The sequence below is a fragment of the Chitinophaga sp. 22308 genome, from assembly GCF_052045305.1.
GTDB classification, from domain to species: domain Bacteria; phylum Bacteroidota; class Bacteroidia; order Chitinophagales; family Chitinophagaceae; genus Chitinophaga; species Chitinophaga varians_A.
In genome coordinates, this window is the sequence record NZ_JBQEOP010000001.1 from 1,217,444 (window position 1) to 1,243,983 (window position 26,540).

33 protein-coding genes are annotated in these 26,540 nt (G+C 47.4%); 31 read left to right on the forward strand and 2 right to left on the reverse strand.

Annotation, left to right across the window (positions count from 1 at the left end; translation table 11 throughout):
- Positions 1 to 28: 28 nt before the first annotated feature.
- The 29 genes from ACTJJS_RS05140 to ACTJJS_RS05280 all read left to right on the forward strand — a co-directional run bounded on the left by ACTJJS_RS05140 (position 29) and on the right by ACTJJS_RS05280 (position 22,157).
- Entirely contained in the window at positions 29 to 874 is an 846-nt protein-coding gene (locus tag ACTJJS_RS05140; RefSeq protein WP_440662726.1) for a hypothetical protein, read from the forward strand.
- Positions 871 to 1,545: a hypothetical protein gene (locus ACTJJS_RS05145; protein WP_440662727.1), complete on the forward strand. Its 675-nt coding sequence runs from the start codon at positions 871 to 873 to the stop codon at positions 1,543 to 1,545. The genes ACTJJS_RS05140 and ACTJJS_RS05145 overlap by 4 nt, the downstream gene beginning before the upstream one ends.
- Positions 1,546 to 1,610: 65 nt before the next feature.
- On the forward strand, positions 1,611 to 2,450 hold the full coding sequence (locus ACTJJS_RS05150) for a hypothetical protein (protein WP_440662728.1): 840 nt from the start codon (positions 1,611 to 1,613) through the stop codon (positions 2,448 to 2,450).
- A 268-nt stretch (positions 2,451 to 2,718) separates the two neighbouring features.
- Positions 2,719 to 3,942, forward strand: coding sequence for an ATP-dependent Clp protease proteolytic subunit (locus tag ACTJJS_RS05155; RefSeq protein ID WP_440662729.1), 1,224 nt, complete (start codon positions 2,719 to 2,721; stop codon positions 3,940 to 3,942).
- Positions 3,943 to 3,974: 32 nt separating this feature from the next.
- Complete coding sequence (locus ACTJJS_RS05160) at positions 3,975 to 4,988, forward strand: hypothetical protein (protein WP_440662730.1); 1,014 nt, start codon at positions 3,975 to 3,977, stop codon at positions 4,986 to 4,988.
- Between the two features lie 33 nt (positions 4,989 to 5,021).
- A complete protein-coding gene (locus ACTJJS_RS05165) occupies positions 5,022 to 5,450 on the forward strand; it encodes a hypothetical protein (RefSeq protein ID WP_440662731.1) in 429 nt (142 codons plus the stop codon).
- A 10-nt stretch (positions 5,451 to 5,460) separates the two neighbouring features.
- Positions 5,461 to 5,703: a hypothetical protein gene (locus ACTJJS_RS05170; RefSeq protein WP_440662732.1), complete on the forward strand. Its 243-nt coding sequence runs from the start codon at positions 5,461 to 5,463 to the stop codon at positions 5,701 to 5,703.
- A gap of 5 nt (positions 5,704 to 5,708) precedes the next feature.
- The gene (locus ACTJJS_RS05175) at positions 5,709 to 7,232 is read left to right on the forward strand and encodes a DUF2586 family protein (protein WP_440662733.1); all 1,524 of its coding nucleotides are present in this window, start codon (positions 5,709 to 5,711) and stop codon (positions 7,230 to 7,232) included.
- 2 nt (positions 7,233 to 7,234) lie between these two features.
- Positions 7,235 to 7,657, forward strand: a complete 423-nt coding sequence (locus tag ACTJJS_RS05180; RefSeq protein WP_440662734.1) for a hypothetical protein — start codon at positions 7,235 to 7,237, stop codon at positions 7,655 to 7,657.
- 1 nt (position 7,658) lies between these two features.
- A complete protein-coding gene (locus ACTJJS_RS05185; protein WP_440662735.1) occupies positions 7,659 to 8,015 on the forward strand; it encodes a hypothetical protein in 357 nt (118 codons plus the stop codon).
- Between the two features lie 163 nt (positions 8,016 to 8,178).
- Positions 8,179 to 9,825 carry a tape measure protein gene (locus tag ACTJJS_RS05190; protein ID WP_440662736.1) on the forward strand — a complete coding sequence of 549 codons (1,647 nt, stop codon included), beginning with the start codon at positions 8,179 to 8,181 and terminating at the stop codon, positions 9,823 to 9,825.
- On the forward strand, positions 9,825 to 10,418 hold the full coding sequence (locus tag ACTJJS_RS05195; RefSeq protein ID WP_440662737.1) for a DUF6046 domain-containing protein: 594 nt from the start codon (positions 9,825 to 9,827) through the stop codon (positions 10,416 to 10,418). The genes ACTJJS_RS05190 and ACTJJS_RS05195 overlap by 1 nt, the downstream gene beginning before the upstream one ends.
- Positions 10,411 to 11,625: a hypothetical protein gene (locus tag ACTJJS_RS05200; RefSeq protein WP_440662738.1), complete on the forward strand. Its 1,215-nt coding sequence runs from the start codon at positions 10,411 to 10,413 to the stop codon at positions 11,623 to 11,625. The genes ACTJJS_RS05195 and ACTJJS_RS05200 overlap by 8 nt, the downstream gene beginning before the upstream one ends.
- On the forward strand, positions 11,622 to 12,191 hold the full coding sequence (locus ACTJJS_RS05205; RefSeq protein ID WP_440662739.1) for a hypothetical protein: 570 nt from the start codon (positions 11,622 to 11,624) through the stop codon (positions 12,189 to 12,191). Before ACTJJS_RS05200 ends, ACTJJS_RS05205 begins: the two co-directional genes overlap by 4 nt.
- Complete coding sequence (locus ACTJJS_RS05210) at positions 12,181 to 12,495, forward strand: hypothetical protein (RefSeq protein WP_440662740.1); 315 nt, start codon at positions 12,181 to 12,183, stop codon at positions 12,493 to 12,495. Before ACTJJS_RS05205 ends, ACTJJS_RS05210 begins: the two co-directional genes overlap by 11 nt.
- Before the next feature lie 61 nt (positions 12,496 to 12,556).
- Positions 12,557 to 13,069 carry a hypothetical protein gene (locus ACTJJS_RS05215; protein WP_440662741.1) on the forward strand — a complete coding sequence of 171 codons (513 nt, stop codon included), beginning with the start codon at positions 12,557 to 12,559 and terminating at the stop codon, positions 13,067 to 13,069.
- Complete coding sequence (locus ACTJJS_RS05220) at positions 13,066 to 15,831, forward strand: glycosyl hydrolase family 28-related protein (RefSeq protein WP_440662742.1); 2,766 nt, start codon at positions 13,066 to 13,068, stop codon at positions 15,829 to 15,831. The genes ACTJJS_RS05215 and ACTJJS_RS05220 overlap by 4 nt, the downstream gene beginning before the upstream one ends.
- Positions 15,832 to 15,842: 11 nt before the next feature.
- Positions 15,843 to 16,175, forward strand: a complete 333-nt coding sequence (locus ACTJJS_RS05225) for a hypothetical protein (protein WP_440662743.1) — start codon at positions 15,843 to 15,845, stop codon at positions 16,173 to 16,175.
- Positions 16,172 to 16,555 carry a hypothetical protein gene (locus ACTJJS_RS05230; protein ID WP_440662744.1) on the forward strand — a complete coding sequence of 128 codons (384 nt, stop codon included), beginning with the start codon at positions 16,172 to 16,174 and terminating at the stop codon, positions 16,553 to 16,555. The genes ACTJJS_RS05225 and ACTJJS_RS05230 overlap by 4 nt, the downstream gene beginning before the upstream one ends.
- On the forward strand, positions 16,552 to 16,809 hold the full coding sequence (locus tag ACTJJS_RS05235; RefSeq protein WP_440662745.1) for a hypothetical protein: 258 nt from the start codon (positions 16,552 to 16,554) through the stop codon (positions 16,807 to 16,809). Before ACTJJS_RS05230 ends, ACTJJS_RS05235 begins: the two co-directional genes overlap by 4 nt.
- Before the next feature lie 101 nt (positions 16,810 to 16,910).
- Positions 16,911 to 17,480: a hypothetical protein gene (locus tag ACTJJS_RS05240; protein WP_440662746.1), complete on the forward strand. Its 570-nt coding sequence runs from the start codon at positions 16,911 to 16,913 to the stop codon at positions 17,478 to 17,480.
- Positions 17,477 to 18,007: a hypothetical protein gene (locus ACTJJS_RS05245; protein WP_440662747.1), complete on the forward strand. Its 531-nt coding sequence runs from the start codon at positions 17,477 to 17,479 to the stop codon at positions 18,005 to 18,007. Before ACTJJS_RS05240 ends, ACTJJS_RS05245 begins: the two co-directional genes overlap by 4 nt.
- A 330-nt stretch (positions 18,008 to 18,337) precedes the next feature.
- Positions 18,338 to 18,577, forward strand: coding sequence for a hypothetical protein (locus tag ACTJJS_RS05250; RefSeq protein WP_440662748.1), 240 nt, complete (start codon positions 18,338 to 18,340; stop codon positions 18,575 to 18,577).
- Between the two features lie 58 nt (positions 18,578 to 18,635).
- Positions 18,636 to 19,127 (forward strand): helix-turn-helix domain-containing protein, encoded by a 492-nt coding sequence (locus ACTJJS_RS05255; RefSeq protein ID WP_440662749.1) that lies wholly within the window; start codon positions 18,636 to 18,638, stop codon positions 19,125 to 19,127.
- 768 nt (positions 19,128 to 19,895) lie between these two features.
- Positions 19,896 to 20,060, forward strand: coding sequence for a helix-turn-helix domain-containing protein (locus ACTJJS_RS05260; protein WP_440662750.1), 165 nt, complete (start codon positions 19,896 to 19,898; stop codon positions 20,058 to 20,060).
- A gap of 6 nt (positions 20,061 to 20,066) precedes the next feature.
- Entirely contained in the window at positions 20,067 to 20,273 is a 207-nt protein-coding gene (locus tag ACTJJS_RS05265; protein WP_440662751.1) for a hypothetical protein, read from the forward strand.
- Between the two features lie 121 nt (positions 20,274 to 20,394).
- Complete coding sequence (locus ACTJJS_RS05270) at positions 20,395 to 20,853, forward strand: hypothetical protein (protein ID WP_440662752.1); 459 nt, start codon at positions 20,395 to 20,397, stop codon at positions 20,851 to 20,853.
- Positions 20,850 to 21,338: a hypothetical protein gene (locus ACTJJS_RS05275; protein WP_440662753.1), complete on the forward strand. Its 489-nt coding sequence runs from the start codon at positions 20,850 to 20,852 to the stop codon at positions 21,336 to 21,338. Before ACTJJS_RS05270 ends, ACTJJS_RS05275 begins: the two co-directional genes overlap by 4 nt.
- A gap of 6 nt (positions 21,339 to 21,344) precedes the next feature.
- Positions 21,345 to 22,157: an SOS response-associated peptidase gene (locus ACTJJS_RS05280; RefSeq protein ID WP_440662754.1), complete on the forward strand. Its 813-nt coding sequence runs from the start codon at positions 21,345 to 21,347 to the stop codon at positions 22,155 to 22,157.
- Here the strand turns inward: ACTJJS_RS05280 and ACTJJS_RS05285 are convergent.
- Positions 22,154 to 22,360, reverse strand: coding sequence for a DUF6965 family protein (locus ACTJJS_RS05285; protein WP_440662755.1), 207 nt, complete (start codon positions 22,358 to 22,360; stop codon positions 22,154 to 22,156). The two genes, ACTJJS_RS05280 and ACTJJS_RS05285, sit on opposite strands and share 4 nt — an antisense overlap.
- Before the next feature lie 348 nt (positions 22,361 to 22,708).
- Here ACTJJS_RS05285 and ACTJJS_RS05290 point away from each other — a divergent pair, with 348 nt between their 5' ends.
- Entirely contained in the window at positions 22,709 to 23,515 is an 807-nt protein-coding gene (locus ACTJJS_RS05290; protein ID WP_440662756.1) for a DUF4350 domain-containing protein, read from the forward strand.
- Here ACTJJS_RS05290 and queG read toward each other — a convergent pair.
- Positions 23,512 to 24,432 carry a tRNA epoxyqueuosine(34) reductase QueG gene (gene queG, locus ACTJJS_RS05295; RefSeq protein ID WP_440662757.1) on the reverse strand — a complete coding sequence of 307 codons (921 nt, stop codon included), beginning with the start codon at positions 24,430 to 24,432 and terminating at the stop codon, positions 23,512 to 23,514. The two genes, ACTJJS_RS05290 and queG, sit on opposite strands and share 4 nt — an antisense overlap.
- A gap of 75 nt (positions 24,433 to 24,507) precedes the next feature.
- Between queG and ACTJJS_RS05300 the strand changes: the two genes are divergently transcribed.
- Positions 24,508 to 26,535 (forward strand): transglutaminase domain-containing protein, encoded by a 2,028-nt coding sequence (locus tag ACTJJS_RS05300; RefSeq protein ID WP_440662758.1) that lies wholly within the window; start codon positions 24,508 to 24,510, stop codon positions 26,533 to 26,535.
- Positions 26,536 to 26,540 lie beyond the last annotated feature (5 nt).

Consider the following 26,540-nt stretch of genomic DNA (forward strand, 5'->3'; position numbering starts at 1 on the left):
TAGATAACCTGAAAAACGCAGGCAGATAATGGCAAGACAGATATCACAAATACAACAGCAGATACTTGATCAGGTGGCGGCCGACCCTGTTTTATCGCCGGCATTGACCTCTACCAGTAAGCGGGCTATTTACCGACTGTGGGCCTATATTACCAGTGTGGCGATCGGCATGCTGGAACAACTGATGGACATCTTTTCCGCCGCTATTGAGACGACAGTATCAAAAGGAGCGCCGGCAAGTGCTGCCTGGATACAAGACCGCGTTTTCAAGTTCCAGTATAATGCCGACGTGCCGCAGATCGTTCAGTTGGTTAACCTGGCGCCTACTTACCCGGTAGTAGACCCCTCACTTAGGATAATCACCAGGTGCAGCGTCACGACCAATATCGCAAACAACGTGATTGTCAAGGTGGCTAAGGGCGAACCGCCGCAGGCATTAAGTCCGGCGCAGCTAAGTGCTGTACAGAGCTATGTTGATACTATCGGCGCTGCGGGTGTATCCTATAACGTGATCAGCACCGACCCGGACCTGCTGTATATACAGGGGCAGGTATTTTATAATGGCCAGTATAGCGATGTTATCAGTGCCAATGTCATACAGGCCATTAACACCTTCCTTGCACAGCTGCCATTCAACGGCCAGATGCGTATCAGTAGCCTGGAATTTGCCATTCGTAACGTAGTCGGGGTTACCGATGTGCTGCTTCAGAACGTCGCAGCGCGGGCATACAACACCTCATTCGGAGGTGTTCCCAATATGGTTCTGAACAATCAGGTGATATCCCGTTTGTGGCCTACCGTCAGCGGGTATATGATTCCTGAAACAACTGCCGGTAACACGCCGGCCGACACTTTACAGTTTATACCTGAATGATGAGCATATACGACGTAGATTTTAATCAGATAGCAGTACAGGCAACACCGCCAGACAAACGGAATCAGCGGTTTATTGCCTGGCTCAAGGCCCTGGTTAAGCCGATACAATGGTTACGGGATTTGTGGATGGGGGATTACCGTACCGGCACCGCGGCGATAGCCTGGGTAATCGGCACGAGCTACAATAAATACGCCAGGGTGCTGTACAAACAAAAGGTTTACGAAAGCCTGATTAACGGCAATACAGATGCCCCTACTGTGCAGTCCTCATGGATGGTAGTACAGCAGAATTTTATTGGTGTATTTGAGCGTGTACAGTATACCGGTGTCAAATTGATTTTTGAGTTTGCCATCAATAAGTATTTCGGCAGCGTATTCCGGCAGCCACCCGGTGTGAGCGATATATACATCACAGTGGCCGCTAAGCCATACGGTGTTTTTATATCCGGTGGCACGGTGGGGACGTCCTCGGTGGTCTTTGCCAACAACTCGTCACAGTTTATCATCAATTATTATGTATTCAGTCCATTTTCAAATATGACGATTCATGTGCCGGCAGCGTTGTTTGCTTCGCTTGACCCCGATCCTATGAATTGCCAAAAAATAATCCGGAATTATGCCGATCAGTACATAATAGCCGGTATTCTCTATGACATTGTAACATACTAACTATGAGGAAATTAGATACATCGGCAGTAAGCACCACAGTGGGGTTGCCGTTAAAAGCCGGATCGTTGGTACATCTACAGTTGGCATATCAGGAGGCTATCGCCGCCCTTGGGCAATGCCTGGCCGGTGCTGCGTACAATCCCAGTAAGGTTTATGTACTTAACGGCTGCGTAAACAGCGGCAGTGGGACTACCTACAACATCTCTGCCGGCTCTGTTTTTTATAATGGAGAGGTTTACCTGGTAGATGCTGCATCTTTTACCATCAGCGGGCCCAACGTCGCTGTTGGTATAGTACCCAATCCGCCTACCGTCACCACCGGCCTTTCATTCTATTCCGACGTGATTGCTGACCCGGTGCAGTTCACGGACGGCGTTAACCGCAACGTACACCAGATACGAAAATGTGTCATTCAGCCGGGGTTGAGCGGCTCTGGAGCAGCCAACTATAACGATTTCATTGACATCACCAGACGTATACAGGGCGGCGTCGGAGATATCAAGATATGGAAATGGCCATCTGGGAACTACAGCGACTATTTTGACGTAAGTGGTGCCGGTATACATCCGTATACAGTCGGCTGGCACGACTGTAACGGCCAGGGTGGTGCTATAGACATGCGCGGACGCACTACATTTGGGTGGGATGCAGCGCAAGCCGAATTTACAACACCATTTAACAGTGTAGGTGGACAAAATATGAAAGCATTGATTGAGGCAGAAATGCCTGCACATACTCATACATACGAACGAGTTGGTTCGGGTACGGGCACTTCGAATTTTTTAGGCGGCGGTACATTTAATCCTGCAGGGACCCCGCTACCTACAAGCTCAAAAGGATTAGGACAACCTTTTAGTATGTTGAACCCCTACCGTGCAGTGTTGTGGGTTCAGCGGTTAGTTTAATCGCATCATAAATGGATAATAAGAAAAACACTACAGCAGGAAGGAAGGTGCAGGCACATCCAACGCCTAAATACCATTCGCTAATCGAAGATTTCGGAAGAGCGAATGATATGCGACGCGGCAAAGTGTTGAATCATATCATCCGAACGTTTTTTGACGGCATGCCGGCGACTGAGATTGAACGAATACGTGCCATCTCTAAGAATAACAATAATAAAATGTGAATCACTTTAAGGCTCCTGTAGAGGGGCCTTTTTAATTTCACATCATGCCATTTTTGTACACAGTGAACGCTGAAAGTGATGAGCCAATCATGCTCATAAATCGCCATATCGGTTTTGATGATGAGATTGGCGAAGGTATCAGGGGCGACCTGTTTCAACAGGAGCTGTTAACCCTTGACGGCATGGGCAAAAAGAGAATCCAGGTATGGATAAATTCGCCCGGCGGAAGTGTATACGAAGGATATTCCATCTACAATGCCATACTAAAAAGCAAAACCAAGATTGACACATACTGTGTAGGTATTGCCGCGAGCATGGCAGCAGTGGTTTTCCAATCTGGCCGCACGCGCTACATGGCAGATTACAGTATCCTGATGTACCATAACCCTTTTAACTCCAAAGATCCCAAAGACCAAAGCGAATCATTAGAGCAAATGCGCAAATCACTGGTGACCATGATCTGCAACCGAAGTGGTATGGGACAATTCGAGTGTGAGGCGATGATGAACCGTGAAACCTTTATGGATGCTTCGGAAGCCTTCAATCTGAAGCTATGCGACGTGATTGAGCAGAGTGCGGATTATAACCGCAAGCGCCTATCCGGGGTGGCTTCCGATCAAAAAATGTTATGGAAGGAAGCTAATGCTGTGATCAACCAATATCTATTCAAGCCGCAATCATTCAAAAATCAAATAACAAAAACTACAAATATGCTCAAAACTACAATGGCCCTTGGGCTGATTGAAGGCGTTCCTGAAGATGCTATCGTGGCCGCCATTAAGGGCATCCAGGACAAGGCATATAACGCTGAAGCCGAAGTGGTGTCACTCAACAAGAAACTCACCGACGTCGAAAACGCCAGTAAAAAATCGGTGGAAGAAAAAGAAGCCAAAATCGCCGAGTTGGAAGACGGCCTCAAGAAAGAAAAGGACGAACTGAAGAAAATGAAGGACGAACTGGCAGCTATGAAAAAAGAAAAAGAAGAGGCAGAGGCGTCTGCGAAGGCGACCGAGGCTAAAAACATGGTTATGGGTTTTGTGGCTATCGGAAAGATTAAAAATGAAGATGCTGCAATTAAGCCATGGATTGCCAAAGGCATTGAAGACCTGGACGGCACCAAGGCATTGCTTGAAAATCTGCCATTAAACCGGCAGGCTGCCACAATCCCTGTAGAGAATAAGCTGGGCGAAAAGGAAACCAAAACTACTGCTGCTTCTTATGCGGCATCTCTTAAGGCATCTCTCAGAAAAGAAGGCCGCCAGGTTTAAACAATAAGCATTAACCATAAAATACCCTAAAGATGTCTTTAGTTATTAACGATACCCAGTACGCCGGTACATTCGCCAGTTATTTCTGGATTCCGGCAACATACGGCATGGATTCCATCCGTAAGGGCGCAGTGTATGTTCAGGATGGTATTAAAAAGCAGCATACTATCGGCCGTGTAGACTTTTCGAATCCATTGCAGCCGAGGCAAGCGGTGCCACAAAGCGCCGGCCAATTCACCATCGACGGCCGTACGCTGATACCACAGGATGTTATGCTGTATACCGAATTTAACCCCAGAGATTTTGAAACTCACTGGCTCGCAGAACAGTTAAGCCCTACTCTTTTGGCTCGTGAGCTGCCGGTAACTGCCGAAAACTACATGTTGCAAATGGCCCTGAACCGTTCTGTTGAACAACTGGAAAACGGTGTTTGGATGGGATCTAAGGCATATGCCGGAGCAGTTGATCCAACAGACCCGAGATACCAGTTGCAATTCTGGGACGGCTTCCTGGTAAAATTCCTTGCAGATGCCACCGTTAAGAAAGTTGCAAACCCAGGTGTACTTGTTGCCGGCACAACCGGTGGCGGGAATACCAATATCGCTGACGCCTTCGACGGCCTGCTGTCATTAACGGCTTCAAACAAAAAGGCTCTGCTGGCGAACCCCAAACGTTACGAACGTCTGAAATTCTTCGTTTCAATCAATACCGAGCAGGTTTATCAGACATTCCTTACCACATCTCAGACATTCAAGGGTGTCAACACCACCGATCGCGGTATCAACCTTTACAAAGGATACGAAGTTGTGCCCTTGGCCGGTATGCCTGACAACACTATCGTGTTCACAGAAGGTCTCCCTGACACTGATTCAAACCTTTATGTAGGTATGAACAGCACAGAAGACAACCAACTGCAGCTGATGCGCCTGCAGAACAACGCCGAGTTGTTCTTCATCAAAGGTCTGATGAAGTATGATGTTGAATACGGATTTAGTGATCAGGTATTCCTTTATACTACTCTGACACAAGCCAATTTCCAGCCGTAACCCTTGTTTTTATAACAATTAAAACACAGTGACGTGAAAACAGTCTTTATCCTGATAGCCATGGCCTTTATCACCGTAGGCGGCTATGCTCAGTCTACTTCGCCTCGGTATGGAACTACGCCAAATAGTGACAATACTGGCCGAGCGCTGACATATGCATATAAAAATTTTACAGATGCTGCCGCTGCTGATACGGCGAAGATTATTCCGGGAGCTTACAATACCACCTATCGCGTGGTGCTGTTAGACAGCCTGGGATTACAAATTACCAGTGTTGGGTCATCCTACGCCGATGATGGTATTACCGTAATTGCCTCCGGAGCATCTGGTACTAAGATTAAGTTCATCGGCACAAACTTTATCAGTGCTGGGGCGGCGATATTATCCACTGCAGGACGGGCAGTTGTTCGCTTCAAATTCGATGGAGCTAAATGGGTAGAGGCCAGCAGGGTGGTTCAATAAATCTTTTGGTATGAATGAACAACTCAAACACTATATCGTCAATAACCCCGATGTAGAAGCGGTATACATGGATGGAATTGGAAATTTTGTCACAGCTCCGTGTGCCGGGTATTCAAAAGTTCTCACTGCCGACTTGGAAGACGGCAGTAAGAAACCGGAAGAAGCAGAATCCAGCAATACTGAATCTGAAACATCGGAGGAAGCCACTGCCGACTTGGAAGACGGCAGTAAGAAACCGAAGAACAAAAAATAATCTACATGGCGCTCAATAATGTACGGTTCGTTTTAGGACAGGGTGGCCTGGGTCGCCCCTTACCGGGTCAGGATTATATTTCCGGCCTGGTGTTCTATACGGCTACCTTGCCTTCCGGATTCAGCACCAACAATCGGATAAAGCAGTTTTTCAGCGTATCCGATGCTGAAGCGGCCGGTATTTTGGCCAATTATAACGACGAAACACAGGCTACCGCAACCTATAAGGTCACAACGGTAGGCACAAACGGTAATACAGCAACATTCGCCGTAACTGAGCCAGGTGGCAAAGTGGTAACACTGGGCACCTACGTGAAGACTGCAGCTGAAACAGCAGCAGCGGATGTGGCTACTGCTATCGCGGCAGCTATCAATGCAGGCACTGCAAATCATGGCTATACAGCCACCGCTGCCACCGATACTGTAACTATCAAAGCGCGTGTAGGGCTTGGGGTATTCCTCAATTCAGGCACCCCTCTTTCCGTTACCATCGTCGGCACAATCGCGGGTACAATTACGCAGTTCACCGGCGGGGTGGCATCGTTGCAGGCAGTATGGCACTATCACATAGCAGAGTACTTCCGGATACAGCCACAGGGCAACCTTTTTGTAGGGTTCTTTGCGGTGCCGGGATCTTACACATTTGCTGAAATCATCACGTTGCAAAACTATGCCAACGGATTGATCAGACAGGTTGGAGTATATAAAGACGGCGCTGCTTTCAGCGCTGCCGACATTACCGCTATTCATGGGGTATGTAGTACGTTGGTGAGCCAGCATAAGGAAATTATCGCTTTATACGCTGGCGACCTTTCCGGTGTTACCGACATATCCACATTGGCGGATTTATCTCTGCTGTCTGCGAATCTCTGCAGCGCCATTATATCACAGGACGGCGCCGCCCTTGGGGCGCAATTGTACGCAGCATACGGAAAAAGCATAACAACGCTGGGCGCTGCTTTGGGTGCAGTTGCCGCTGCGAAGGTTTCAGAGAGTATTGCCTGGGTACAGAAGTTCAATATCAGCAATGGAACGGAGTGTGACACGCTGGCCTTTGCCAACGGTAAGCTGTTCAGCGATGCATCTGTAACGGATAATCTGCTTTCGGCACTTCAGGGCAAGCGGTACATCTTCCTCCGAAAGTTCGTGGGTACTGCCGGCTCTTATTTCAACGAAAACAGCACGGCTATCGCCACGACATCTGACTATGCATACATCAGCGACAACAGGACCATCCAAAAATCCACCAGAGGTGTTTATACTTCCCTTGTGCCGGTATTGAATAGCCCGATCACCCTGAATGCTGATGGTACTCTGACAGATACGGTAATTACTTACCTGGAAACAGAGGCTGAGCGGAATCTCGCACAGATGGTCCGCGATGGTGAATTAAGCGCAGAACAGGTGGTAATTAGCCCCACACAGAATATCCTGCAAACCGGACTTCTCGTGATCACTATTAACCTGGTTCCAATTGGTGTGGCTCGGAATATTCAGGTCAACATCGGATTTAACGTTTCAATTTCTTAACCATGGCGGCAGTAGCACTTATAAACGGAGTCAATTATAGCTGGGCTGATATCAAACTGGTTCTTTTCGGAGTGCCGGTAATTGGTATCACCAAAATCAGCTACAAGAATAAGCAAACCAAAACGAATAACTACGGTTACGGCAATCAGCCGGTATCACGTGGCTATGGCCAGATTGAACCGGAGGGTAGTATCGACATCTACCAGGATGAGCTGCGTAGGATTATTGCAGCCGCACCGAACCGGGACCCTCTGCAAATCGGGATGTTCGACATACCGGTAATTTTCGGCAACAGCATCGCAAACACGAGCAGGGACATCCTGCGGGCATGTGAGTTCACCGAAGAAGGCGTGGAAGCGGCCCAAAACGACACAAAATTAATTGTATCCCTGCCGCTCATCATAGGCAGAATTGAACATCTGTAATATGAAAAAAGACTCCAAACTGACCAGTGAACAAATTCAGGCAAAGGCAGATGAGCTGCAAAAGCAATATGGTCTGAAAATTACCCCTATTGTATTCGAAGACCCGGATACCGGAGAACAAATTATCGGCTATTTAAAAGAGCCAAACCGGCTGGCAAAAACCCGCATCCTGGACAAGGCGATGGGCGGACTGATGGTTTCCGCAGCACAGGACCTGCTGGAATTGACAATTATTCCGGAAGCTAGTGATCCCCGCATAATGAGCGATCTGCCGGAAAATGACCGGTATAATCTTGGCGCCGCAATGGCCGCTCAGGACCTCATCAAATTTGCAGTCAATACGTTCAAAAAAAAATAGAAGAAAATGCCATAACAGACGGCAGTTCTGAATACACTAAGATTTCTGCCTTCATCCTATACTACCTGCACATAGATCCAGATACCCTTGAAGAGGATGATGTTTATCGACTTTGGGGGTATCTGGAATTTGCATTGAAGAAAACCGGCCAAATGGAAAAACAGTGAGCGAGACAGTAAGCTATATATTAACCCTCCGTGACCTGATTTCAAATCAGCTCAGAAATGTGGATAGTACTGCCAAAAAAGTGGAAGGCACTATGAACGATCTGCAGTCTACGATTAATAAGGTTGGCGCAGGTATGGGTTTGGCTTTCGGCCTTAACGAGGTTAGAAAGTTTGCCATGGATGTTGTTGATGCCGGCAGTAAAGTGGAAAATGCGCGGACCGGACTAACTACCATGTTAAGGGATTCTAACGCAGCTGCTGAGGTTATTCAGAACACGATGGAGGATGCAATGAAAACTCCATTTGCGTTTGACGGTCTTCTAAATGCCAATAAGATATTAATATCTGCTTCAGTTAGCGCAAAAGATGCCCGCGCCACAGTTCTTGACCTTGCTAATGCTATTGCGGCCACCGGAGGCGGGGATGATGAGCTTAATAGAATGGTTGTCAATCTGCAACAGATAAAAAACGTTGGCGTTGCCAGTGCGATGGACATAAAACAATTTGCCTTAGCTGGAATAAACATTTACGGTATATTGGCTGCAGCAACTGGCAAGCATACGGAACAAGTAAAAGATATGGACATTAGCTACAATATGCTTACCAACGCGTTAAAGAAGGCACATGAGCAAGGGGGTATTTACGCTAATGGTTTGGAAAATATGGCTGGAAATACTTCGGTGCAGATCAGCAACTTGGGGGATGCCCTTTTTCAGCTGAAGGTTAAGATGTTCGACGATCTTAAACCCGCAATAGATGCCATTGTGGGATCTATGTCTGGCTTTATCGAATCTATGCGTAGCACTTGGGATTGGCTTGTTCAACACAAGCGCCTGGTTAAAGATTTTGGATCTATTCTTTTCGTGGCAGCTGGTGGGTGGCTGGCATATAAGACGATGATGTTTGGAGCCTTACTTATAACTAAAGCCAGTTTGTTTTGGGAGGGCTTACAATATGCCAGTATTGTATTACTGGGAGATGGTATGCTCACTGCCTCTGCTGCAACAAAAGCGTGGGCCGGCATGCAGGTATTATTGAACCAGGCTTTTGCAGCCAATCCTATCGGGTTTATTATTACCGCAATTGCTGCAGTAACAGCTGCTGTTATCTATTGCTATAACCACTTCGCAAAGTTCCGTGCGTTCATTTGGGCCACGTGGGGAGTATTGAAAGAATTTGCTTCTATAGTGTCGGATGTCTTTGCTGGACTATATAGGGGGTTAAAGGGATTATTTAACTTCGATTGGAATGAATATATGGCCGGCAGCAAACAAATGGCTGACGCCATGTTTAACTCGGCAAAACGTATTGGTGAAGCTGCTAAAAAGGGTTGGGATGCCGGCTTGGCAGATTTCGCAAAAGACAATCCAGAAGAAGCAAAATCCGGTACCCCCAAAACAGTGGCAGCGGCCGGTGCGGGTGGTACAGGAATGACCGCGCCTGTTGCAAACAAAACAGACACGGGTGCATCCAAGGTTACCGGCTCGAAGTCATATACGATTAATATCAAAATAGACAATCTGATAAGGGAGTTTACCGTCAAGACCACGAACATCGCAGAAGGTGCCGGCAAGGTGAAGGAACTGGTAACGCAGGCACTCCTAAGCGCTGTGAATGATTCTCAAATCGTAGCAGGACAGTGATGGCAACAGCAGCAAATATAGCGGGACAGCTCATACGGGCCTATAATCTGCAAAATGTGCGGATGGTTAAAGCACTACCCAATAATTATGAAGGTAAGATTGATCAAACATCCTATCAGGATAAGGCACTATACCAATCCACTTTAGGCACGCCAGTACTTACCGACCTGACGCTGGAAGGTGTTACGTACACAGGATCTAATGGCCAAACAGTAACAGTGCCCTCGGTTAAACTTGTAACAGTATTGATGGCAGTGAGCCTGCCTAAAAATATAGTCTCTACGGCTATACAGGGCCGGGATGGTACGGTGAAGGAATACATTGGAAAAGGGGATTATCAGATCACCATCAATGGGATACTCACCGGACAAAACGGTCATTATCCAGTAGATGAGGTGATTGCCCTAAAACGTTTGATAGACGCCCCGGTACCTATCCGGGTAACCAGCTCGTATTTACAGCACCTGGATATCTACAATATTGTTGTGGCCGATTTTAATACAGCACAGGAGCCAGGAGGATACAGCCAGCAGATATTTACCATCAATGCCATTTCAGATACACCGATCGAACTTTTAATTACGAATGTATAGGGTCGTCACAAATATCACCTTCACGCAGCAGCCGACAACCGATTTTCCAAATCGTAAGTCAGTCCTGCGCTATGATTTTGTCGCGGAGTATGAGGCATCCGACAGCTGGGAAGATCTTACCAACAAGGCAAAGATCACCCTGCCCAAAAACGTGTATGTGAGAGATGGGAACGGTAAGCTCGTCTCATTAACCGGTCCAGGTGTCAATATCGGTGGCTTTTCGACTAACGTACCCCTTTTCCTACGTGGAGATAAGGTTACAATTGAAGGCGGATACCGATACTATGAAAATTCCGGTAATGAGGTTTTGAAGACCAGTGTACTGTTTACCGGGTATATATCCCAGGTTACCAGCAAGCAACCGATAGTGTTGGAGTGCGAAGATAATATGTGGAAATTGAAGCAGATAATTGCCCCCAACAAGGCATATCCTGCCTCGGCAACCCTTGAAGACATACTAACCGATTTACTTAAAGGGTCAGGATTTACGGTTAATGCCCTGACAAAAACAACGTTCGGGGCCTTCCGGACACAAAACGAAACCGTTTGCGAGGTGCTGGCCCGGCTCCGTAAGGACTATCATTTCCAGAGCTATTTCAGAGGCAATGAGCTGCGTAGCGGCGCTCAGGTGTATCTTGAATCGGATGCTATCGCCAGTGGCCGTAAAGTTTTCAAATTTCAGCAAAATATCATCTCTGACGAATTAGACTATAAACGAAAAGACGATATCCAATTATCAGCCATCGCCTATTCAATAAATAAACGTGAATTGGCAGTGACAACGAAAGACGGTAAGGCAAAAACTAAAAAAGAACGTTTGGAGGTACTCGTTACCCAGCAAAATGGGCAGTTTGTAGGCACAGTAAAACCGGCAGGCCAAAAAGCTGATTTTGCCCCTAATACTGCCGGAGAACGGCGAACGCTATACTTCTGGAATGTAGCTACCGCGTCAGAGCTGATTGATTTGGCAAAAAAGGAGCTTCAAAAGTACTACTATAACGGCTTTAAGGGGAAATTCACCACATTCGGTATCCCTTACGTACAGCAGGGGGACAATGTGGACATTTTAGACGATGTGCTGCCTGAGCGGAATGGTAGGTACAAAGTGAAGGCGGTAAACCGTACCGGGGGTACCGCCGGGATGCGGCAAACTATAACCCTGGACTACCAGGTGGCAAGATTGGATAGTAAAGGAAATGCCATATGAGTGATTCAAAGATAGAGCGAGCAGTTAGGCAGTTGGCCGGTATGGACGCCTCAGATAAGGTGTCCATGATGCTTTGTAATGTCGAATCAGTTGATATTGACAACCGGACCTGCACCTGCAGTAACATAACAGGAACGGCGGTTGCCGATATACTGGACGCTCAGCTCATGGCAGAAGTCGATGACGGAGTTCTGCATGTGCCGGCAGTCAACAGCACAGTAGTAGTGGTACTGAGTAAATACGTGCCCCCTTATGTGGCCATGTTCAGTGAATTGGATAGGATTTACACCGTAGTAGGCAATTCTGTCATTGATGTATCACCGGATAAAATCACCCTGAATAACGGCAGCTTTGGCGGATTGGTAAAGGTCATTGATCTTACCAATAAACTAAATGCTCTCGAAAACAAAGTGAACGACCTGGTGACAACATTCAATAGTCATGTGCATACTGGCGTAACTACAGGGACTGGAGCCACCGCTATTACGGCCACCCCCGTTACCGGGACTATCACGCCGACACAACGAAATGAAATTGAAAATACAACCGTCATACATGGCAGTTAACTACGATATAGCTTTGATGCAAAATGACTTGCAAGTCCGCGATGGTGATTTCCTGATTGCAGAAAGCGACGAACAGCACATCATGGATACAATAAACGCTTTCCCTGGATGGTGGAAGGAAAATCCCCCTGACGGCGTTGGCGTTTTCGGGTATTTAAATTCATCAGGACAGCAGCAGCAATTGCAAAGAGCAATAAAACTGAACCTTACCAGCGACGGCTATACTGTCACCAATCCAACGGTGACGGTTTCCCAAGATGGATTAACCATAAACCCAAACGCAACAAAGGACAATGGCCGCTAAAAACTTTACCTCGGTATACGGACAAAGCATATTGGATGTATGCTTGAACTGTTACAGCAGCTTGGATCTACTTTACAAAATCATCCAGGATAGCGGGGTGGAAAATGCGAATGCCATACCGTTGTCCGGACAAAAGTATACCTATGACGACGAGTTGGTTACGGATGCCAATGTATACCGGCAGATGACGCTTTCAGGTGTTATCTACGCCACCAACTTCGGCAACAATGGGAATGTATTGGCGATAGTGGACCAGAATCCGAATGGCAATACCAATCCAAACCAAAACCCGTCTAATCCATGGACGCCACCAAATCCTACTACTTCTATGTACCAGAAAACCAGTTCTACATCGTATACCGCGGGCAATAATGGCGAAACACTTATCACCCTGACCGATATCAACGGGAATCCGCTTACCGGTAAGAATATTTTGCAGATCGAGCTTGAAACCAAACCGTTGAAAGCAACCGAGTATATATGGAATCCTAATATTAGCCAGGTGAGTATCCCTAAAGGCATGTTCAAGGGCCAGACCATTTTTGTTTTATACCAAGAGATGATTACAGCATGAGAAAGTTGATCTTTTTATTACTACTGATACCGTGTATCTGCTTTGGCCAGACACCGGAACCGGTATACGGGGATTACCGATACCCGGGGAATGTGCTTTTCGATAACGGGCTGTATTTCCCCGTTCGGGATACTGTAGGTTTTGCTCCCAACCGTGTCGGGGCAGTGGTAATTCTACCACAGGATACCGTTGGACATCCCGCTACACCACCAGTTCGATTATGGAATGGTAACTATTGGATAAGCATACCAGGAGGTGCCGGCAATGTGTATTTCGCCAACAATGGACTGAAGTTGACCGGGAACACTTTCCAGCTCGGCGCGCCCTTGCTTTTTGATACCGATATCCAAACCGGGAGCAGCCGGTTTTCGCTCAATTACGGGCTTGCCGGGAAACCAATATTTAGCCTTTCCAGCGGATCACAGGTTCTCGGGTTTACAGAGGCTGACAATAGTCTGTCCGGGTTCACCTATTCACCGGCCGGTAAGCAGGGGGTATTCCGGTTTCAAACCAAAGGCGTGAATATCGGTCAGCTGGGGCTTAACCGATTTGATTTATATGATTCTACCGCCAACAACTATTTCAGTACAGGCGTAAACTTCACGAGGCTTACAGGAAGCGCTGGCAGCTTGTATGCTGAATTTACGCCTTCTGCCGTGACATTTCTCCCGTTGGCCAATGCAGACACCTTATCATTTCTACAGCCTGATATAAGTGGACGTTTGATTCTTAAAAGACCATCTCAGATATCAGCTATAGATTCGGCATTCTACGACGGGCCAACCGGAACATTTACTTTCCGGCGTACCACAGGGGCCCCGGTAATCGTTCCCACGGGGCTGGTTGATAGTATCAAAACCAGGGTTAAATATTCTGAGCTGGGATATATGGATGTTAGATGGTATGGTGCTGTGGGAGATGGCACGACGGATGATCTGGCGGCGATCCAAGCAACAATCAATGCGACGCCGGAAAATGGTACAGTGTACATGCCTAAAGCGCCTGCTGCCTATAAAATCACCGCACCGTTGGTTGTGAGTAAGAATATTACAATTCGCGGCGATGGTTCCTATCCTGTTCTAACAGGTATCGGAGCTTACGGTAGTGCAAAATTCAACAGTATTAATGCGCCTGATTCAAGTCCGTATTTAAAAGGTTCAGTAATAAAGCAGGTCACCGCCGGCCAGGATATCATACAAATTACCGGTGCTGGGCGAACTGTAAACATTTACGGCATAGGCCTGTTGTTTGATCCTTCCATCGCCTTTCAGAATACCGGCAACGGCATCTACTATATGCCGCCTGCGTACAGCACAGGTAAAGATAACGGGCTTTGGGGCAGCACATGGAAGGACATCCGGGTATTCGGCCACGACGGGAATCACTACGCGGTAAATCTTACTAACGCAATTTATAACGACTACGAGACAGTACAAGGTTTCGGCGGCGGCCTGTTTCGTTTGGATAACAATAGCTCAGGGGGCAATTACGGGAATAGCGTATTTAGAAGCTGTTATGCACAAGTCTTTGATCAGGGTGCTGCGCATGGAGTTTACATAACCAGCACCTCTATGCGTTCAAATTTGTTTACGTTCATTCGCCTGCAAGTCACCGTGAATGATATGAGTATCACATATCCTACGGCCACCCCGGCAACATCTGCGCAACGCACATTCCTTGCTGAAGGTATTACTGACCACGTTTCAATACTGGGCGGGGACTTTGAAAGTGGAGTAGGAAGTACTGCGAAGTTCCCCTACCATACGATGGTGGACGCTGCTTCATATGTGGATGACGCACCGGCAAAATCGTGGCATAACTGGTGGAATGGGAATTTGAATGTCATGGAGGACACAACCTACCCGTCCGTACGGGTAGGTACATCAACCATTCGTGATGGAGTGTTCGAGTGGTCCCGGTCTGATGAGAGACTGGAAATAAAAACATCAAATTTTGGATTCCCGGTCTGGGTGAACGGCACAAATTTGTCGCTTAATTCGCGGCCGGAGAGCGGGCCGATTTACATGGGAGATAGTGTAGCAACCGGCATCGACGCGAAACTACAGGTACGTGGAGGCATCGGTAATATCCGGGATGGCGCTGGTCTTTCATTGAAAAAAGCGACATCATCTGGTGAGACATACATGGAGTTGGTAAATGCAAGCAACTCACAAAAAGGAAAAATAGGCATAGCCGGTACTACTGATACGCTGGGGATCACAGGTAGTGCTATCAAGTTCTACAGTGGTATAGTAGCAAGTCAAAACCGGTTTAAGATGGAAGCCGGTACGCCCGCTACCGGTAAATACATCACTGCCATCGACAATACTGGCACCTTCGGATGGACATCGCCGCCCACACTCAACGACATCGTAAATACTGGCAATGTTATTACACGCGATGGGCTGGCATTTTCGTTGCGTAAAGCTACATCGGGGGGCTCAGCATACATAAATTTTCTGGACGAAACAGGGGCGCAAGTTGGATTTTTAGGGATGTTCGGATCGACAAACTCGTTCAGTTTCTTCAGTCAACCAATAACGTTTTCAGCCAGTAGTTTTCAGTTTTCCAGCGGTAATGTAACAATTGACGGAAGCGCTAAAATAAACGGTGTGCAGTACTCATCTGGGAGCGGTTCTCCGGAAGGTGCCGTAACAGCCCCGGTAGGTAGCTGGTATTCAGATACAACAAACGGCCTTCCGTATTTCAAAAAAACCGGAACCGGAAATACCGGCTGGAAACAAATAACCCTTAATCCATAAAACAGTGAACAATGAAAATTTTGAATCTGATTAAAATGATACTTGGCGCGGACTTCTTCCGAGAGCTTGTAGATCGCCTGCGGACTGAAAATCCACCATTCTTCAAAAAGTTGCAGGTTGTCATCGGTGTACTTATTATCCTTATTGCGGGAATGCATGCGGCAACTAATGCCGGATACTTTCCAGCTGTGAAGCAGTATTTAGACATCCTGGACAGCATCACCTTGCTGCTGAGCGGAGCGTTTGGCGTGAGCTTCCTGGCTAAGAAGGACGCCCCCAAAACTATGGACGGTCCAGGCGGCCCGCTGCCCCCACCTATTAAAACACCGCCGCCTGCTAAATGAAACGCAAAGACGGCATATTGATCCTACTGGCGATATCCTGGCCGCTTACCTGCCTGCATCAAATATGGCTGGGAAGCCAGGATATCGTTTATTGGTTCTTTCCTTCAGACATGTGGGATGGTAAACAATGGTATTTCTACCATCTGTTTGGCATGCTGTCGTACCTGTCCGCGTTCATTGCAATGTGGCTTTATACGGGAAGCAATTTACGGCGGGACCGAGATGTTTTGTCACTCATTACGGCCTTGGCCATCAATCAAGCAATTGATATCCCCCATTACATGATCTGCCGCCGGCAGTGTTTGTGGGTGGTGGCGCTACAGGGATTAATATTCCTAATCGCCTGTCTGAAAGTACTTAAAAATAACCGAAGAAGATGAACGCGCAACTAAAGGTATGGCACTTACTGAGCGCTATGGCGGCTTTTATTATCGCCGTTGGCACATTGATATTTAACACCGGCGCTATGGTCGCGAAGACAGAGGTCAGGGTAACCAATCTGGAAAACTGGAAAGCAGTTTTTATGACCGATTACAGAGAGGATACCAGGGAGTTAACCCGGAAACAGGATGAAATAATCAAGAAGCAGAGCGAAATATTACTGCTCCTGCAAAACAAAGCTGACAAGAAATGAAAAAGATACTCAATAGGTCGATCAGTTGGGGTGATGCTGCAGTGCTTTACAGCCTGTATCTCTTTTTAGTCTCCTGCATTATTCTCATACTTTCCGGCTGCATGACTACCGAAAAGGCCCGCCAGGTGTTTGACCGGCACCCGGGAGACTTTGCTGACTTATCGCTGAAGCACTTCCCTTGTATACCAGACAGCGCTGGCAAGATCCCGCAGTATAAGCGGGCGGATAATCCGGATTACACCGGCACGTTGGATTCCCTGCAGCGGTCTGGTGATAGCCTACTGGTCGAACTTGCCCGGGCCAAACAGTATGCCGCGGACAGCATCGGAAGGCAGTGTGCAGACCTGGTGGACCGGTATAAGCGGCAGGTGACCCGGTTGACCAACACGCTGGACAGCCTGCGGCGGAATTATCGAGCGCCGCGGCCGGACACGGTAGGTATTCCGTATCCGGTAAAGAGTACTGCTGAACTGGCGCATATAGCGCAGTTGCGTGATTCCCTGGCAGATAAGGACCGACAGATCAGCCAGCTGAAGATTGAAAACGCCGACCAGCGGGCTACCATCTCTGAGAAGAAAAGACAGATCGTATTGCACTGGTTAGCTCATGCTGGAACGGCTGTGTTGTTAGGCCTGTGGGTTTATGTCAGATCTAAACTAAAAATATTATGAAGAATTATTATAGCGAAAAGCCGGTAGTACCGTATAAAAGAACCGCGGTCGAAATGCCGGTGGTTATTCAGGAGATCAAAAAGACCAGTTTCCCGGTGGAAGTGAAGAGGGCGGCATATATGGTTTTCCGAATAGAGGGACGAAACGGCAAGTCAGGAATCAACTTTAACTTTTCGGGACTTCAGGCCGATGCCGGCAGGTGGCCGGCGCAATACGACGGGCTAATTTCTGGAGTAGTGCAGAAAGCTGAGAACGGAACCAATAACCCCCGGCTGTTCATAGCATTCAATAACCTGGCTGATAGCCTTTACATGCTGCTGGATCGGTTGCAGGACCGTGGACTGTACATTGGCGGTCATATTGATATGCCCAAGCTACGTTTAAGGATGGACGTGCCTGACATCGAACAGTTTGCACGTGCTTATAAAAAGAGCTGGGCTGCTGGATCTGCGACCGCAGAACCGGCTGATGAGTTGACAGACAGCTTCAAGAGTATGTACAAACAGGCTATGTCCATATTTCAGTAACGCACATACGCTGCGTACTGACCGCATAGATTTGTGAAGGTTGGTTTTTTTCTTACTTCTCATGCACCCGCCAGGTGCAAAATATATTACCCGCTATTCTTAGCGGGTTTTGCATTTAACGCACATACGCTGCGCACCGCTGCTGCATCTTCGCGCTGGTTACCACCCGGCGCCGCGTATAAAGGCCGCTCCGTAAGAATCCGCCCCCATGACCGGCGGATTTTTTTATTGGGCAATTTCAAAATAAATTTGCAGTAATCAAATTTGATTACTATCTTTGTTTCAACAAATCAAAGCTGGCGGCAACAGGGTAAATACGGCAACAAAAACATGGAACAAATTATTATCAAAGCAGACAACGCAAAAGCCGCATGGGGCGAACACTTGACCGAAAACGGTTTTGAAAATGAAGGCCGTTTGTTTGACAAGTACAGTAAGAAATATGATTGTTGGAGCAAGGATGGCTCATGGTTTACAGCAAGAGCGTCCCGCAATGAAAATAACGATCTGGTTATTGACCTCACAGATGTATCAGACATAGATCTTCGCAGTAAACCTTTCAAACGCTAGTCACCGGGGCCGGGAGAAATCCCGGCAATTTTCTCTCTTAACACTGTAAATGTTTATCATGAACACACTAACGCAAATATTAGAAGCGAAAGGTTATGACTTGTCTGAGCAAGCTGAAATTATTGAATCTGGTTTTGGATCAAGTGAAAGCCTTGATATGCAGGTTAGAACGGAGTTCAACATGTTTGAGCCAATAAGCCTTTGGGACGGCGCCTATTTAATAGGTGAAGCAGATGAAGAGGTAATGACTGATGTTGCTCAAGAAAAAGGCTATGAAACATACCAGGATCTATTATCAGCGATGAAAAAGCGTCTCATAGAGTTGGCAGAAGAGCTTCCGCAAGTAGATCTCCTTTATCACCGCAGGCGCATTGGGGAGAAGATAAAAGCTCTGCGTGAAGAAGAAGGCATAAGCCAGGTTGAACTTGCAGAAAGAACGGGACTGTTAAAACAGAACATATCCCGGATTGAACAGGGTAAATATTCCACCGGTCAGGACATATTATCGAAAATAGCTACCGCCCTTGGCAAACGTCTTGATATCGTATAATGTTGGCTAAGAATGAGCGCCGCGAATAATCCGCCAAACAGCGGATTTTTTTGTGCCTTGAACAAAGTGAATAGGCTGAAACCGGTGAACAATAATGAACTGGAAAATTTGGCCGGCGTGCCTTAACATTGCGCCGGGTTAACATTTTAAATGTCAGATGCCGGCCGCTCTTTCCAGGGCGGCTTTTTATTTGCCCCGGGTAGATATCCGGGGCATTTTGCGTTTAATCGTATTTGATTATAAGGATTATGAAAAAAATCCCCTGTTTGTACAAACTGAGGAGCTGCCGTAGTATGTTGATTATTATTGTTTTAATGAGGTAGTGAACCTTGTAAGGCGAAGAACGCCATCAGAGCGAGAAAGAGCACTAATAGTATTGATTCTATCCAGACGTCCCGTTCTTCTTTTGGATCGAGCATATTTGAGGGAGTTTATGGTTACAAACTCCGCGCGGGGAAATAAAAAAAGGCGCGGAACTCAACTTTGCTGTCCACCGACCAAGATGAGCCAGACAAAGAAGAGCCCGCGCACAAAGGTCGCGGGCCTCACTTCTCGTCCTGTGCTCTTGTTTGGTCGGTGGAACAGGATTAAAAGCGATGCCTCGTAATATTTTTGGGGAGGCAAAGATAAACGAATGTAATAAAAAAATTAAAACAATGCATATATGCATTATTTTTTATCTACTTTCTGGCGCACATTGCCGGGGTGAACATTCGTAATGAAAAATACATAAAGCAGTTTGGGGCCAACCTTCGCAGAATCCGGAAGGTGGAGCAAGGACGCACGCGCCTTGATCTCGCAGTAGCTGCTGGCATGGATGAAACACAGCTCGGAAAAATTGAACGAGGTGAGGTAAATACCACCATATCCACTGTTGAGGCGCTGGCTCGCGCCTTGAATGTTCACCCTGGAGAATTATTCTACTTTAAATAGTCTACCATGGAGCCGTTTGATCTTATCGTAAATGGCACTCACTATCACATAACTCCGCGGGAAGAAGGGGGTATTGTTTCCTACTCTACCGTTATCAACGGCACAGAGGTCGTCTTCCGCCCTGAGAATGGACATCTTAAGGCTGTGGCCGATGACCTTCCTGAAGACCTGATGATAGGTATTGCCAATGCCATTGAATCAAAATTTCTTTGAAATGCTAAATATTTTAGTATTTTCGCAATGACATATCTTAAAAAAAACTCCGTGAGACCTCCTTCTGTATTGGCTGTGTCTTACGGAGTTTATTGTTTTTGCGAGTACTAAATTTGTTAGCATGTGTCGGGTAGATATAAGATTTTACGCCTTCTGGGGTAATGAAAAGAAGCACGTTCAAATCTCGCAGGTTACAGGGGCATGGCACAAGTTTTACTTCAACGTCAGCATCGAAAAAAAGGTCGTCTGCGAGCTTCGGAAGGAGGAGAGACGGGACGTGTATGGTAATCGATACTATGAGTGGGTCGCCAATCAAAATGAGACTTTGGCGTTGGAAGACATTGACCATGTCACACGCTTGATCGATTATGAACTGGACCTGCTGGACGAAACACTAACCACATTGACTGGTGTGGTCTTGCGGCGAGAAAGACGAACAACAGACGGTGAATGGAGTTATTTTGTAAATGATATGCCGGTAAAGCGATGGATTTACTACCAGACCCGGCAAGATTGGCAATGGAGCGCTAGTTTCGAGCATATTGTTGAAAAACTGAAAGTAATACACCTGCCGCAATGAACCGTTTTGTATTTACAAATCCCTTGCTTCTCCTCACACGTGAGCACGTCAATGGGATCATATATGGCGCCGGTTTTGTTGTCAGGCAGTCATTCCCCTGGGGAATTTCCAGTGGTATCCGGGAAAGTTTTGTGTTTACTCCCTATGAGACAATTGCCGAAGCGAATGAGCACTTCCAACATATACGATTTGATCCCCGGAAATACGTCTATAATTTGGAGCGGCCGGAAGAGGTTGAGAAGTTATACAAAGCGGCAGATCAACCGGAAGGATACCGTAATTTTTTGGGGGCCTTGGGCAGCAGGAAATATAAGACTACCGGCCTGCTTGACGAAAAGGCCTATAAATACATGCGTAAACATACAAATTGGGGAGACTGGAAAATGCATTCTTATTTGACATTGCGGTACGGTGTCCTCTCGGTTCGATTAGAAGGGCCATGTGGTCAGGAATTAATCGTAGATTTAAATGACATCTTTAAATAATTTCCAATGTGCTACGACATCTCAATGAAAATTGATATCCCAACACTTGAGGAACTAATGCCATGGCTCAAGAGAGGTAAGGCTCCCAAGCAGCTCAGCATATTCCCAAAATACCATCAGCTGGGGATGTCGTTCAATTCCTGGCCAGTTGTAATTGATGAAGGAGATGGTCCGGAACTGGACGAATTTACATGGGGACCGGTACCGAAACGCATTCACAAGCCAGCAGACTTGGCCAAACAGCGGCAGTTCTACCTGAATGCCCGTTCGGAAAAATTCCTGCAGCCGCGGACTGACTGGAATGCCATCCGGCACCAGCGCTGCCTGATCCCCGTGACAGGCTTCTTTGAATACAGGGAAGTGCCCATGAAAAAGGAAACCAAGAAAGGTATAAAAGAGGAATTGGTTAAGGTCTGTTACTACATAAGCCAGGGTGACAAACCGTTTTTTATCGCGGGTCTATGGACGTTGTCTGATGCACCAGTAAGAGGAGATGATGGCAAATGGCAATACGAAACCCTTGTTCCAACAAAGACATTTACCCTGGCAACCCGGGAGGCTAATAAATCCCTGTCCCAGATTCATAACTCTGGAGATTATGCTGGCCGGATGCCGCTGGTCCTCACTGAGGAACTGGCAAAGGAATGGATTAGCCCGGAGCTGGGAGATGCCGGCATTGAACGGGTGATCAGCTACCAGGCTCCTGATTCCGCCTTTGAGTTCTGGCCGGTAAACTCTGTCCGGAAGAAGCACGAAAACACCACCGAAGTGATTGATCAAATCCACGTCCCGGACCTCCCGCCGATTACAGTTTCTTAGGCCTGCTGCTCCAGGTGCTTGCGGATCGCCTCAAACCGGAATCCAAATCCGGAAAAGGTGGAGTTGTTGCCGCTATTCTTCAAAACCGCTAAATGGCTGTCTATACACTGCCGCGGATTCTTTATTACTGTCGCGTCGTCGAGCTTAATTTCTGCCGGCAGGGTTTTGCCGGAAAAGTATTCCTCCCACTCTTGTACTGTCATTTACTATCGTTTTTTTGACATAAAAATAGACATACTTCAAAGTATGTCTTTCAAAATGCTGTACTATATTCAATCGCATCGATAAGTTCTAAAATTCCACGTTATGGCACTCAGGTCCATAAAAAGCTGAATCAGTTATCTTCCGGCGAAGCCGGGATATATATAATTGATTGAAAGCATTTATTGAGTACAAAAGTAGGTGATGCTAAATCCATTGTCAAGTATTTAGCAGATATTATTTTGTTAAAAGATAAATGAATGTTGTTAACAATATATGCGGATGATTTAATACGATAGTATTACCCTTTTACAAGGATAATCTGTATTTTTTAGCCCTAATTCCATGTGATGAGAAAACAATTACTCGTGGCAATATTTGGCTGCCTGCTGGCTGCCCTTACTGCCAGTGCTCAACAGGAGCGCCGCCAGCCGGTCGTGACGCTGGATTACCACTACAATTACGAACACAAAAAAGACAAAGCCGGCAATACCGTCCGCTGGCACTATATCTGGGATGAAGACGAGAGCGGCGGCCTGTCCATATGGGGCCATATCTTCGACTCGCTCGGCATCCGCCGCGATACCCTCCATGACGCGCCCACTGCGGCCAATCTCCGGAAATCAGATATCTATATGATCATCGACCCGGACACAGACAAGGAATCACCCGCACCCAATTATATGGACGCGGCAGCAGCTAAAGTTATCTACAACTGGGTGAAAGCGGGTGGCATCCTCGTGTTGCTGCAAAATGATTCGCTCAATGCGGAGTTTGATCACTTCAACCTGCTCAGTGAACAGTTCGGGATTCATTTTAATGGCGACAGCCGAAACCGTGTACAGGGCCGTAACTGGGAACAAGGCGCCTTTGTATTGCCACAAAACCATGAGATCTTCCCCGGAGTAGGGAAAGTATATATTAAGGAACTGTCTACGCTTACGCTGAAAGCGCCTGCCAGGGCTGTTTTTAAGGACAACGGCTTTAATATCATGGCAGTGGCCAAAGTAGGGAAGGGGACGGTCTTCGCGGTAGGCGACCCCTGGTTCTACAACGAATATGTAGACGGAAAAAGGTTGCCTGCAGACTACCACAACTATGAGGCAGCAGCGGCGCTCACTGCCTGGCTTAAAAAACAAATACCCGCAAAACGTTAAGGCTTTGGGTTCAGAAAATGAAGATTCCTGCGGATACCGGCATACTTGCTGCGTTTTAACGGCGAGTGCCGGAATATTTCCCGGAAAGCCTCTTCTGTCATGTCTTCCCAGTCCTGCGTGCTGAAATTGAGAATAGCCGGTATAGGCGCAAATTCCGCTTCGGAATGGGCTTTGGAGAAGCGGTTCCAGGGACAAACATCCTGGCAGGTGTCACAGCCAAACATCCAGCCGTCAAACTGCCCCTGCATCTTTTCAGGAATAAGCTGCTCTTTCAGCTCTATCGTAAAATAAGAAATACAACGACTGCCATCCACCACGCCGGGCGCTACCAGCGCCCCGGTGGGGCAGGCGTCCAGGCAACGGGTACAGGTGCCGCAATAATCACCGACCGGGCTGTCATATTCCAGCGGGATGTCCGTGATCAGCGTGGCGATGAAAAAGAAAGAACCGGCCTGTTTGTGGATGAGGTTCCCGTTTTTGCCAATCCAGCCAAGACCGCTGCGGCGGGCCCAGCTGCGCTCCAGCACCGGGGCAGAATCTACAAAACCGCGCCCCTGCACCGGCCCGATATGCTCCTGCATCCGCAGCAACATGGTTTTGAGCCTCGCCCGGATCACTTCATGGTAGTCCTGTCCATAGGCATACTTGGAAACTTGAGGAGCATCCGGCCGCTGCCTTTCGGAAGGAAAATAGTTGAATAACAGCGTGATCACCGACTGCGCTCCTTCCACCAGTTTACGGGGATCTATCCGTTTGTCGAAATGGTTCTCCATGTACTGCATGTTGCCATGCATTCCCTTATTGAGCCAGCGCTCCAGCCTGCGGGCATCATCGTCCAACTGCTCCGCCTTTGCAATGCCGCAATGGTCGAAACCCAGTTCAGCCGCCAGCTGTTTGATATATAAGGTGTTGTTCATCCCCGCAAAATTACGGATAACAAACACGCGATGCATAATTTCTATTATCTTCGTAGCTCAATCCCCTATACCTGTATGAACTGCAAGTCCGGTTTATTAACCTTTATCATCGGTTGTCTGTATGCCATAACAACCCTTGCGCAGGATGGCGCTAAAATAAAATATGGCAAAGTTTCCAAAGAAGATTTTACCGTACCCCCTGTAGCCGGCGACTCTGGAGCGCATGCTATCGTCCTGGCCAGGATCGGTTCTTCCCGCTTTGAATCCGATGGAAGCTGGTTCCGTATGGTGTATAAAGTCCATGCCCGTATCAAAATCATTGACAAAAACGCGTACGACCTGGCCACCGTAAAAATTACGCTGCACAAAGGCAGCTCCGAAGAGGAGAAGGTGCAGAACCTGAAAGCGTCTGCCTACAATCTCGAAAACGGGGAGGTCGTGGAAACGAAAATGGACAGTAAAAACGTCTTCACGGACAAACAGGATAAGAACATCGCCGTGAAGAAATTCGCGATTCCGGCCGTAAAAGAGGGCACCATTATCGAGTACACCTATACGGTCCTGTCTCCCTACTACCAACACCTGCGCTCGTGGGATTTCCAGGGACCTTACCCTGTCCGCTACAGCGAATACAGTGTAGGCATCCCGGAATATTTCGATTACATCCAGATTCCCCAGGGATATGAGAAATTTGTGTTCTCCAAGGAACAAAGCCGTACTACACTGACTTTCCGCTCGGAAGCCAGCAACGGCTATGGCGGCTCTGCAGGCTCACCGTCTGAAGTGACCACCGTTACGCCCAGCGTCATGATCTATAAATGGTACCTGCAAAACGTGCCGGCCATGCGCGAGGAAGATTTTATCACCACAACGGATAACTACGTCAACCGGATAGAATTCCAGCTGGCTTCCATCAACTGGCCTAACAGGCCTCCCCAACCGATAACCAATACCTGGCCCAAACTGATGGAAGAACTGATGAAAGATGAAAACTTCGGTTCTGCACTTGGTAATAACAACGGCTTCCTGGGTGATGTGGTGGACGGTTTGGTGAAAGACGCCAAAACAGACGAAGAAAAAGCAAATGCGATCTATCACTGGGTGAGAAGCAATTTCACCTGCACGGACCATTCCGGCGTATGGATTTTCAGGACACTGAAATCCATCTTTAACAGTAAAAACGGTACCGTGGCGGAAGTAAACCTGCTGCTCGTGGCTATGCTGAAAAGAGCGAAACTGGACGCCCGGCCGGTGATCCTCAGCACCCGGGATAACGGTCATATCTATCCGTTTTATCCGCTGCTGGCCCGCTTTAACTATACCATTGCAGGGGTACGCCTCGACGATAGGTTTGTCAGCCTCGACGCCTCTGACCCATTGCTGGGGTTTGCCCGCCTTTCTCCCAACTGCTACAACGGGCCTGCCCGTATTGTGGATGAAGGCGCTACCGGCGTGTCTTTCGAAGCCGATTCCCTGCGCGAACAAAAGTTCACCAGCGTGATGTTGGGCAAAATCGAAAACGGCATGATAGAAGGTTCTTTCCAGCAAAGACCTACCTACTTCGAATCTTATAAAGTCCGCAAAACAGTAAAGGAAAAAAATCAGGAAGAGTTCTTTGACAATATACGCAAAGGCTTTGTGGGAGAAGTGGAACTGGCCAACAAGGAAATAGAAGACCTGAAAACACTGGAATCGCCGGTAATGGTCAAGTTTGACTTCAAAATCAGGCTGGACAACGATCAGCTGATCTATATCAACCCGATGTTTACGGAAGCCAACCGTTCCAACATCTTCAAATCCGCGGAGCGCAAGTTCCCGGTTGAAATGAACGCTGTGTTTGACGAAATCTATTCGCTGAACATGGAACTGCCCGAAGGATATGAAATAGATGAGCTGCCGAAACCAGCTATCGCAAAGTACAACGAAGAGGAAGGCATTTTTCAGTACCTGATCCAGCAACAGGATAACCACATCCAGCTGCGTTCCCGTGTGAAACTCAACAAAGCTAACTTTGCGCCGGAAGACTATCCGTCCCTGCGCGAGTTTTTCGACCTGGTCGTGAAAAAACAGGCCGAACAGATCGTGTTAAAAAAGAAAAAATAACCCCC